Genomic DNA, 12,258 nt, shown 5'->3' with positions numbered 1-12,258 from the left:
GCTGACCGCCCGCCCGCACACCGGCTCCGGCCGCCCACTGAGGCGCTGCCGGAGCCGGTGCGGTCCGGCAGCACCTCAGCGGGCGGGCCCAAGCCGTGGCCACCCCTTCCCGCAGGACACCCTGAGCCGGTGCCGGCGGGCTCCCGGGCATGCCGTCGAGGCCGCCGCAGCACGTCCTAGGGGTTCTCTTAGAGTCACCGGCCGACGGCGCTGATCGGCCGATCCACGCCCACAGAATGTGATCAGCGAATAGAGGATTCCAGCGTGGCGGCCGCCGGTGTGCGGCAGGCCGCCGGTCCGCCGAGCGGTCCGGGGAAGGGAGCTGAACTGTGAGCGAGGGAAAGCTCCGCGACTATCTGAAGCGGGTGACAGCGGATCTCCACCGCACCGGCAAGCGTCTGCGGGAGATGGAGACCCGCGAACGCGAGCCCATCGCGATCGTGGCCATGAGCTGCCGCTATCCCGGCGGAGTGCGCTCGCCGGAGGACCTCTGGCAGCTGGTCACCAACGGCACCGACGGCATCACGCCGTTCCCGGAGGACCGCGGCTGGCACGTGGACTCCCTCTACCACCCGGACCCCGCCCACCCCGGCACCTGCTACACCCGGGAAGGCGGCTTCCTCCACGACGCCGCCGACTTCGACCCGGACTTCTTCGCCATGTCGCCCCGCGAGGCGCTGGCGACCGACCCACAGCAGCGCCTGCTCCTCGAAACGTCCTGGGAGGCCTTCGAACGGGCAGGCCTGCGGCGGCAGACGCTCAAGGGCAGCCCCACCGGGGTCTTCGTCGGCGTCATGTACAACGACTACGGCTCGCGGTTCACCGAGCCGCCCGCCGGCCTCGAAGGACACCTCGGCAACGGCAGCGCCGCCAGCATCGCCTCCGGCCGGATCGCCTACACCTTCGGCCTCGAAGGCCCGGCGGTGACCGTCGACACCGCCTGCTCCTCCTCACTGGTCTCCCTGCATCTGGCCTGCAACGCGCTGCGCCAGGGGGAGTGCTCCCTCGCCCTCGCCGGCGGCGTGACGGTGATGTCCACCCCCGTCACCTTCCTGGAGTTCAGCCGCCAGCGCGGGCTGTCCGCCGACGGCCGCTGCAAGGCCTTCTCCGACGACTCCGACGGCACGGGCTGGGGCGAGGGCGCCGGCCTGCTCCTGCTCGAACGGCTCTCCGACGCCCGCCGCAACGGCCGTCGCATCCTCGGACTCGTACGGGGCACCGCCGTGAACCAGGACGGGGCGAGCAGCGGACTGACCGCCCCCAACGGACCGTCCCAGCAGCGGGTCATCCGCGCGGCGCTCACCGCCGCGGGACTGACCGCGTCCGACGTGGACGCCGTGGAGGCGCACGGCACCGGCACCACCCTCGGCGACCCCATCGAGGCGCAGGCGCTGCTGGCCACCTACGGCCAGGAACGGGAAGCCGGCCACCCGCTGTGGCTCGGCACGGTCAAATCCAACATCGGCCACACCCAGGCCGCGGCCGGTGTCGCCGGAGTCATCAAAATGGTGCAGGCGATGCGGCAGGGTGTGCTGCCCCGCACCTTGCACGCCGAGCGGCCCTCCACCCACGTCGACTGGAGCGAGGGCGATGTCCGGCTGCTCAGCGACGCCGTCGACTGGCCCGAGACCGACCGGCCACGGCGCGCCGGGGTCTCGGCCTTCGGGGTCAGCGGGACCAACGCCCACGCCGTGCTCGAACAGGCCCCGCCCGCCGAGACCGCGCCGCAGGCCCCCGGCACCGACGCGGCGGAGCCCGAACGGCCCGTGGAACACCCCGGCCAGGCGCCGCGGCCCGCCGCGCCGCTCCCGGTGGTGCCCTGGGTGCTCTCCGCCCGCAGCGAACCGGCCCTCAGGGCGCAGGCGGATCAACTGCTCGTCCACGCAGGTGAGTTGCCCGAGGCCGTCGGCATCGTGCAGATCGGCGCTTCGCTGGCCACCACCCGTACCGCCTTCGAGGAACGCGCGGTGGTGCTGGGTGAGAACCGCGAGGAGCTGCTGCAGCGACTCGCCCGGTTCGCGCAGGGCGACGACACCGCAGCCGTCCGGGGAGCGGCCGGCCGTGGCAAGACGGCTTTCCTCTTCGCGGGCCAGGGAGCCCAGCGCCTCGGGATGGGCCGTGACCTTCGCGAGGCGTTCCCCGTCTTCGCGGAGGCCTTCGACGAGATCTGCGCCCATCTCGACCCGGAGCTGCCCCAGCCGCTCGCTGACGTCGTCTTCGGGCGGGACGCGGCCGCGCTGGACCGGACCGGCTTCACCCAGCCCGCCCTGTTCGCCTTCGAGGTGGCACTCTTCCGGCTCGTCGAATCCTGGGGCCTCGTGCCCGATTTCCTGCTCGGCCACTCCATCGGGGAGCTGGCCGCCGCGCACGCCGCCGGTGTCCTCTCGCTCCCGGACGCCTGCCGGCTCGTGGCCGCCCGCGGCCGCCTGATGCAGGAACTGCCGCCCGGGGGCGCGATGTTCTCCCTCCGGGCCGCCGAGGCCGAGGTACTGCCGCTGCTGGCCGACGCCGGCGAACGGCTGAGCATCGCCGCCGTCAACGGGCCCCGGATGACCGTCGTGGCCGGCGACGAGGACGCACTCGCCCGGTTCGTCCCGCACTTCGAGCAGCAGGGCGGCAAGGCGAAACAACTCCGGGTCAGCCATGCCTTCCACTCCCCGCTGATGGACCCCATGCTCGCCGAATTCCGCGCGGTGGCAGAGGATGTGACCTACCATCAGCAAAATATCCCGGTCATCTCCAATGTGACCGGGGAGCCGGCCGCCGACCTGGGGACCGCCGACTACTGGGTGCGGCACGTACGAGAGGCCGTACGGTTCGCGGACGGCATCCGGGCACTGGAGCGGCGCGGCGTCACCCGCTTCCTCGAAATCGGCCCCGACGCCACCCTCACCGCCCTGGCCCAGGGTTGCCTCGACGCGGACACCGGCCACCTTCTCGTACCCGCCCTGCGCAAGGAGCGGGCCGAAACCCACAGCGTCCTCACTGCCCTGAGCGCGCTGCACACCCGCGGCGCGAGCCCCGACTGGGACCGGCTCTTCCCCGCCGCCGACCGTGTCGACCTGCCCACCTACGCCTTTCAACGCGAGCGCTACTGGCTGGCCCCTGAGGCGGCCACCGCGCACCGCAAGGGCGAACACCCCCTGCTTCCGACGGCCATCACGCTGGCGGACCGCGGCGCCGTCGTCTCCACCGGACGCCTCACACCCTCCGCACACCCCTGGCTCGCCGACCGGGCGGCCGACGGCCGTGTCCAGCTCCCCACGAGCGCCTACCTCGACCTCGCCCTGCACCTCGGCGCGGTCGCCGGCTGCGAGCACCTCGCCGAACTCAGGGTGGACGCCCCCCTCGTCCTGCCCGAGCGGTCCGCCGTCGACATCCAGGTGGTGCTCGACGCCGCCGGGGAACCGGATGGGCAGCGCACCCTCACCGTGCACGCCCGTCCCGCCGACCGGCCGGACGACGAGACTCCGTGGACCCGGCACGCCCACGGTGTGCTCACCGCGCAGCCGCCCCCACTTCCCGGCCACGACCTGCGGACCTGGCCGCCCGCCGACGCCCGGCCCGCCGACACGGCCCCCCTCCGCGCGGCGCGGGCGGACGACGCGGCGCCGCACGGCCTCCCGTCCGGCGGGCCGGGAAGCGTCTGGCGGCAGGGCGACACGGTGTTCACCGAGGCCGCACTGCCCGAGGAGTACCGCGGCGACGCGGCCCGGTTCGCCCTCCACCCGGCGCTGCTCGACGCCGTGCTCCAGGCGCTCCCGGCGGCGGGACACCCCGGCGCCGTCGCCGTGTCCTGGCGCGACTGCGTGCTGCACGCGGTGGCCGCGGAATCGGTGCGCGCCCGCCTCGCGCCCGCTGACGACGGCGGTCTGGACATCCACCTCACCGACGAACTCGGCGAACCGGTTGCCTCGTTCGGCTCCGTCACGCCCGTACCCGCCACCGAGTTCGGGCCGCCGCAGGACACCGACGGCCGCGACGATCTCTTCACCGTCGAGTGGACCGGGCTGCGGCTGCCCACCCCGCAGCAGCGGCCCTGCCGGGTCGCCGTCCTCGGCGCGGAAGGGGTCGGGGCCGAAGCGGAAGGGGCCGGGGCCGACGCGGACGAACCCACGTTCCACGGTGCACTGAGCGCGCTCGCCACGGCCGTGGAACAGGGCGCTGACGCCCCCGACCTCGTCGTCGTCCCCTGGCGGACCGCCGACGTGGCCCCGGCCGCCGAGTCCGGTGAACCGGCTGACGCCGTCCACACCTCGGTCGTGCACGCCCTGACACTGCTCCAGGCCTGGCTCCGCCTGCCAGGCCTCGCCGGCGCACGTCTGGTCTTCCTCACCCGGGGCGCCGTCGCCACCTCCCCGGACGAGACCGTCAAGGACCTGCCCGCCGCCGCGGTATGGGGCCTGGTGCGCTCGGCGCAGTCGGAGAACCCCGACCGCTTCCTGCTCGTGGACGTGGACGCCGACACCGAAACCGACGGCGACGGCGATGCCCTGCCCACCGCAGTGGTCAGCGCGGCCGTGGAGTCGGGGGAGACCCAGCTCGCCGTCCGCGCCGCGCGCATCCTGGCCCCTCGTCTGACCCGGCTTCCCCAGCCCTCCCGGACCACCGAGCACCCCACAGCCGCAGCCCGTTTCGACGCGTTCCGCACCGTTCTGGTGACCGGGGCCACCGGGACCGTGGGCGCCGCCGTGACCCGACACCTGGTGACCGGACACGGCGTACGGCATCTGCTGCTCGTCGGCCGACGCGGGGACGCCGCGCCCGGTGCCGTCCAACTGGCAGCAGAATTGCGTGAGTTGGGCGCACGGGTGACTCTCGCCGCCTGCGACGTCGCCGATCGCGCGGCCCTGGCCGACCTGCTGGCGACCCTCCCCGAAGCACACCCCTTGGGGGCGGTCGTGCACGCCGCAGGTGTGCTCGACGACGGGGTGGTCTCCTCCCTCACCCCCGAGCGGATGGCCACCGTCCTGCGCCCCAAGGCCGATGCCGCGGTCAACCTCGACCGGCTCACCCGGGACCTCGATCTCTCGGCCTTCGTCCTGTTCTCCTCGGCGGCCGCCACCTTCGGCGGTCCCGGCCAGGGCAACTACGCCGCCGGCAATGCCTTCCTGGAAGCGCTCGCCCACCGCCGCCGCGCCGAGGGCCACCCGGCCCTCGCCGTCGGCTGGGGAATGTGGGCGGAGCGCAGCGAGATGAGCGCCCGCCTGGACGAGACGGACCGGCGGCGGATGGACCGGGGCGGCGTCGGTGCGCTGTCCACCGAGGCGGCACTCGACCTGTTCGACCGCTGTCTGTCCCAGGGCCGGGCGGTACCGGTCCCGGTGCCGCTCGATGTCGCCGCGATCCGCAGGAGCGGCCCTGCGGTCGCCCCCCTGCTCCGGGAACTCGCCGGCCGTCCCGCCAAGCGGACCGCGGCCCCGGCGCGGGGACCGGGCACGGGCGCCGGGGCCTCGGCGGCCCAGGCGCTGGCCGCCCTGGCACCGGAAGAGCGCCACGCCCAGGTCCTCGACCTCGTACGCACCGAGATCGCCGCCGTCCTCGGCCACAGGGCGGCGGGCCGGGTCGACGCGGACCGGGCCTTCGAGGACCTCGGCCTGGACTCCCTGACCGCCCTCGAACTGCGCAATGCGCTCGGCCGCCGGACCGGACTCCGGTTGCCGGCCACCCTGGTCTTCGACCACCCCACGCCCTCGGCCGTCGCCACCTACCTGATAGCCGAACTGCTCGGCAATGACCGGGAGTTGACCGCAGCCGGGGCCGACGCCACGACAGCCGGTGAGCCCGTCGCCATCGTGGCGATGAGCTGCCGCTTCCCGGGCGGCATCCGGACACCGGACGCGTTCTGGGAGTTCCTGGCCGCCGGCGGCGACGCCATCGGGGAGTTCCCCGAAGACCGTGGCTGGGACACCGCGGCGCTGTACGACCCCGACCCGGAGCACGAGGGAACGACCTACACCCGCCGGGGCGGCTTCCTCACCGAAGTCGACCGCTTCGATGCCGGATTCTTCGGCGTCTCGCCCCGCGAGGCCCTCGCCATGGACCCGCAGCAGCGGATCCTGCTGGAGGTCTGCTGGGAGGCGTTCGAGCGGGCCGGTATCGACCCGCTGTCCCTGCGCGGCAGCCGTACGGGCGTCTACGCCGGCACCAACGGGCAGGACTACACCACCGTCCTGGGCAACGCCGCCGAGGTCGTGGGCGGATACCTGGGAACGGGCAACGCGGCGAGCGTGGTCTCCGGCCGGATCGCCTACTCCTTCGGCCTCGAAGGCCCGGCCGTCACCGTCGACACGGCATGCTCCTCCTCCCTCGTCGCCCTGCACTGGGCCGTACGCGCCCTCCAGTCGGGGGAGTGCTCGCTCGCCCTGGCGGGCGGTGTCACGGTGATGTCGACCCCTGCCGCGTTCCTGGAGTTCAGCCGCCAGCGCGGGCTGTCCGCCGACGGCCGCTGCAAGGCGTTCGCCGACGGTGCCGATGGCACCGGCTGGGGCGAGGGTGCAGGGATGCTGCTGGTCGAGCGGCTGTCCGACGCCCGGCGCAACGGACACCCGGTACTGGCCGTCATCCGCGGCAGCGCCATCAACTCCGACGGTGCGAGCAACGGCCTCACGGCGCCCAACGGCCCCTCCCAGCAACGGGTGATCAGGGCGGCGCTCGCCGACGCCCGGCTCACGGCCGGTGAGGTCGACGCCGTCGAAGCACATGGCACCGGCACCACCCTCGGCGACCCGATCGAGGCACAGGCGCTCCTCGCCACCTACGGCCAGGAGCGCCCCGCGGACCGGCCGCTCCGGCTCGGGTCGGTGAAGTCCAACATCGGGCACACCCAGGCCGCGTCCGGTGTGGCCGGAGTGATCAAAATGGTGCAGGCCATGCGCCACGGCCTGCTGCCGCGGACGCTGCACATCGATGCGCCCTCGTCCCACGTGGACTGGGCCGAAGGCGCCGTGGAACTGCTGGCCGCCCCCCTCCCGTGGCCCGATCACGGGCGCCCCCGCAGAGCCGGGGTCTCCTCCTTCGGCTTCAGCGGCACCAACGCGCACCTCATCCTCGAACAGGCCACCCCGGAACTCGAACCGGCCGCCCCGGAACCGGCCGAGCCCGCCGAACCGTCCGAGCCCGCCGAACCGGCGGACGGCACGCAGCCGGACACACAGGACGCCGCCGACGCCACCCCGCTGCCGGTCGTATGGCCGCTGTCCGCCCGCAGCCCCGAGGCGCTCCGCGCCCTGGCCACGGCCCTGCACACACACGCCGAACGCCACGAGGACCTGCCCGTCGCAGCCGTCGGCCACGCCCTGGCCACCACCCGCGCCTCCTTCGAGCACCGCGCGGTCGCCCACGGCACCGACCGTGCCACCCTGCTGTCCGCCCTGGACGGACTGGCCTCCGGCGAGGAGCCGGCCACCGGAGCCGCCCACGGCGTGGTCCGTCCCGGCGCATCCACCGCCTTCCTGTTCACCGGGCAGGGCGCACAACGGGCCGGAATGGGAAGGGAGTTGTACGAGGGCTTCCCGGTGTTCGCCCAGGCCCTCGACGAGGTCTGCGAGCACTTCGCCGACCCTCTCGACCGTCCGTTGCGCGACGTCATGTTCCACGACCCCGACGGTCTGCTCCACCGCACGGAGTACACCCAGCCCGCGCTCTTCGCCATGGAGACCGCCCTCCACCGCCTCGTGGAAAGCACCGGCCTGCGCGCCGACTACCTGCTGGGCCATTCCATCGGCGAGGTGACCGCCGCGCAGATCGCCGGGGTGTTCTCCCTGCCCGACGCCTGTGCCCTGGTCGCCGCCCGCGGCCGGCTCATGCAGGAGCTCCCGGAGACCGGCGCCATGGTCGCGCTCCAGGCGACGGAGGCCGAGGTGCTGCCGCTGCTCGACGGACTCGGTCAGCAGGTGTGCATCGCCGCCGTCAACGGCCCCGACTCCGTGGTGATCTCCGGCGACCGTCCCGCGGTGACCCGGATCGCCGAACGGCTGGCCGCCGACGGCCGCCGGACCAAACAGCTCCGGGTCAGCCATGCCTTCCACTCACCGCACATGGACCCGATGCTCGCCGCGTTCCGCACGGTCGCCGAGGCGCTCACCTACCACGAGCCGCGCATCCCCGTGGTGTCCAACCTGACCGGCGAGGTCGCCACCGAACTGGACCTCCCCGACTACTGGGTGCGCCAGGTGCGGGGCGCCGTCCGTTTCCACGACGGCATCCGCGGACTCGCCGAGCAGGGCGTACAGCGCTATGTCGAACTCGGCCCCGACGGCACCCTCTCCGCCATGGCCGCCGGCTGCCTGCCCCCCGACTCCACCGGCACGGCCGTCATCCCGCTGCTCCGCGACCGGACGTCCGAGTCCCGCTCGCTGCTGGACGGCCTCGCCCGCGCCCATGTCCACGGCGCGGACCTCGACTGGTCCGCCGTCGCCAACGCCCGCCCCGGACGCCCGGCCGTCACCGACCTGCCCACCTACCCCTTCCAGCGGCAGCGCTACTGGCCGACCCCGCGCGCCCTCGCCACCGCGGGAATCAGCCCGGCCGGCCACCCGCTGCTGAGCGCGGCCGTCGAACTCGCCGACGGCAGCCGCCTGTTCACCAGCCGGCTTTCGGTACGCGACCAGCCGTGGCTCGCCGACCACGCCCTCGCGGGCACCGCCGTCGTCCCCGGCACGGCCTTCCTCGAACTCGCGCTCCTGGCGGGCGACCGGGCCGACTGCCCCCACGTCGAGGACCTCACCCTGGTCAGCCCTCTCATCCTCCCCGAGCGGGACACGATGGACCTGCAGGCGGTCCTCGGCGCCGACGACGGCCAGGGCCGCCGGCCGTTCACCGTCCATGCCCGCCACGTCGACCCGGCCCCCGGAGAGCCCTGGACGCTGCACGCCACCGGTACCCTCTCCGCCGCCCACCCGGAGCCCACGGCACCAGCCCTGTCGGCATGGCCGCCCGTCGGCTCCGAGCCCCTCCCGGTCGAGGACCTCTATGAGCGACTGAGCGCGGGCGGGTTCGACTACGGACCGCTCTTCCAAGGACTGCGTGCCGCCTGGCGCCACGGCGACCAGGTACTCGCCGAGGTGACCCTGCCCCAGCCCGCACACCAGGACGCGGACCGCTTCGCGCTCCACCCGGCGCTGCTCGACGCCGCTCTGCACGCGTCCGCATTCCTGCCGACGGAGGACACCGAGAGCGGACGACTGCCCTTTTCCTGGCGCGGAGTGCGGCTCCACGCCACCGGGGCGAAGCAGCTGCGGGTCCGCTGCGACCTGTCCGCACCCGGCACCGTGGCCCTCACCCTCGCCGACGCGGAAGGCCGGCCCGTCGCCGACATCGAGGCACTGACGCTGCGCGAGATGTCCACCGACCGGATCGCGCTCTCCGCCCGGCCCTCCGATCCCCTCTACCACCTTGACTGGCCCGTGGCCCCTCTGCCCACGACGCCGCCCGAGGAGCCGGCCCGCCTCCTCGTCCTGGACAGCGAGGCCCTCGCCGCCGGCCTGGAGGGCGCGGGCCACACCGTGACCCGGCTGACCGGTCCGGCCGATCTCCACGAGACCGCCGGCACCGTCCTCGTGGAACTCCCCGCCGCCGACCCGCACGAGGCGGCGACCGGCGCACTCGCACTGGTCCAGCGGTGGCTGACGGACCCGCCCGCCACCGCCCGCCTCGTCTTCGTCACCCGGGCAGCCGTCGACGCCCCCGGCACCACCCACCACGATCCTGCCGCCGCCCCCATCTGGGGGCTGGTGCGCTCGGCGCAGTCCGAGCACCCCGGCCGGTTCGTCCTCGCCGACCTCGACGGCCAGGACACCTCGTACGCCGCGCTGCCCGCCGCGCTGGCCACCCACGAGCCCCAATTCGCCGTCCGCGGCGGCACCGTGCATCTGCCGAAGGTCGCCCCGGTCCACGCCGGCACCGCGTTGCGCGAGCCCGCCGACGGCACCTGCTGGCGCCTCGGCATGACCGGCAAGGGCACTCTCGATCACCTCACGCTCATGCCCCACGACGACGCCGCACGACCGCTGGGACGGGGCGAAGTGCGCATCGCGGTGCGGGCGGCCGGGGTGAACTTCCGCGATGTGCTGAACGTTCTCGGCATGTACCCGGGAGATGCGGGGGCCTTCGGTCTGGAGGGTGCGGGGGTGGTCACCGAGACGGGCCCCGATGTCCTCGGGTTCGCCCCGGGGGACCGGGTGATGGGGTTGTTCCCGTCCGCGTTCGGTCCGGTGGCGGTGGCTGATGAGCGGATGCTGGTACGGGTTCCGGAGGGCTGGTCCTTCGCGCAGGCGGCGTCCGCTCCGGTGGTCTTCCTGACGGCGTACTACGCACTGGCCGAGCTCGGTGACCTCCAGGCCGGCGAGTCGGTCCTCGTGCATGCCGCCGCGGGTGGTGTGGGCATGGCCGCCGTGCAGGTGGCGCGCCACTTGGGTGCAGAGGTCTTCGGCACCGCGAGCCCGGGGAAGTGGGACACCTTGCGGGAACTGGGTCTGGGCGAGGCGCGTATCGCTTCCTCGCGTGATCTGGACTTCGAGCGGTCGTTCCTCGAGGCGACCGGTGGCCGTGGTGTGGATCTGGTACTGGACTCCCTGGCAAAGGAGTTCGTCGACGCCTCGCTGCGACTGCTGCCCCGGGGCGGCCGTTTCCTGGAGATGGGCAAGACCGACATCCGTGAGCCGGAGCAGGTGGCCGCCGAGCACGAGGGCGTCCGCTACCAGGCCTTCGATCTGATCGAGGCCGGTCCGGACCGGATCCGGGAGATGTTCGCGCAGGTCCGTGAGCTGTTCGACCAAGGTGTGCTGAAGCCGTTGCCGGTGACCGCGTGGGACGTGCGGCGGGCTCCTGAGGCCTTCCGCCACCTCAGCCAGGCCAAGCACATCGGCAAGGTCGTACTGACGATGCCGGTTGCGCTCGATCCGGCCGGAACGGTACTGATCACTGGCGGGACGGGTGGTCTGGGTGCGCTGGTGGCCCGGCATCTGGTCGCCGAGCACGGCATACGCCATCTCCTGTTGGCCAGTCGTCGGGGCCCGCAGGCTCCCGGCGTGGACGCCCTGGTGGAGGAGCTGACGGGTCTGGGTGCCGAGGTCGAGGTCGCGGCGTGCGATGTGTCCGACCGCGAGGCGCTGAGCGGGCTGCTGGATTCGGTACCCAAGCAGCACCCCCTCACCGCCGTCGTGCACACCGCAGGCGTACTCGACGACACCGTAGTCACCTCGCTCACCCCGCAGCGGCTGTCCGCGGTCCTGCGCCCCAAGGCCGATGCGACGGTCCATCTGCATGAGCTCACCCGTGACGAGGACCTGGCGGCGTTCCTCGTCTTCTCCTCGACCGCCGGTGTGTTCGGCGCTCCCGGCCAGGCCAACTACGCCGCCGCCAACGCCTTTTGTGACACTTTCGCCGCCGGGCGCCGGGCCGCCGGGCTGCCCGCCACCTCGCTCGCCTGGGGGCCGTGGTCCCGGACGACGGGCATGACCAGCGGACTCACCGAAGCCGATCTGCACCGCATGGCACGCGCGGGCCTGCCCGCACTGCCCCCCGACCGCGGGCTCGCCCTCCACGACGCGGCGCTCGGCCGGCCCGAGGCGGCCCTGCTGCCGATGCTGGTCGACCGCCGCGCCCTGGGCTCGGGCGGGCCCGTACCACCGCTGCTGAGCGGCCTCCTGCCGACCGCACCTCGCCGGACGGCGGCCGCGGCTCCGGCGGCACCGGCCGGAACGGGCTCCGCCGAAACACTGACCCGCACGCTCGCCACCCTGAACCGCGACGAGGCGCACCATGCCGTGCTCGACGTGGTGTGCACCCAGGTCGCTGCCGTACTCGGTCATGCCTCCGCGGCCGAGGTCGGTGACCAGCAGTCGTTCAAGGACCTCGGCTTCGACTCGCTGACCGCGGTGGAGCTGCGCAACCGGCTCGGTACCGCGACCGGAGCCCTGCTGCCCGCCACGCTCGTCTTCGACCACCCCACGCCGCTGGCCCTCGCCGACCACCTGTGCGCGGAGCTCGCCCCCGGTCATCCCGCGGGGCAAGCCGCCGCACCGGAGGACGACGCAGCGGTACGTGAGGCCCTGGCCGCCATCCCCCTCGAACGCCTGCGGGCGGCCGGACTGCTCGATGACCTGCTGGCGCTGGCACAGCCGACGACGACCGGCACCGTCCGCGAGGGCGGCGTCGACTCCGCCCCCGCACCGGACGCCATCGAGAGCATGGAAGTCGACGACCTCGTGCGCCTCGCGTTCGGCGCAGCGGACGGCTGAGCACCGCCGCCACGAC

Annotated in this window: 1 protein-coding gene; it reads left to right on the top strand. The window is 73.8% G+C overall.

Annotated elements, in window-relative coordinates; genetic code table 11:
• Nucleotides 1–329 precede the first annotated feature (329 nt).
• Nucleotides 330–12,242: a type I polyketide synthase gene (locus NUT86_RS03385; protein ID WP_274733299.1), complete on the top strand. Its 11,913-nt coding sequence runs from the start codon at nt 330–332 to the stop codon at nt 12,240–12,242.
• The last annotated feature ends 16 nt before the right edge of the window (nt 12,243–12,258 follow it).

Origin of the sequence: Streptomyces sp. G7(2002) (genome assembly GCF_028870195.1) — a bacterium.
Taxonomy (GTDB): domain Bacteria; phylum Actinomycetota; class Actinomycetes; order Streptomycetales; family Streptomycetaceae; genus Streptomyces; species Streptomyces nigrescens.
The sequence above is the reverse complement of the archived record's forward strand: the minus strand, read 5'-3'. Positions and strand labels throughout refer to the sequence as shown.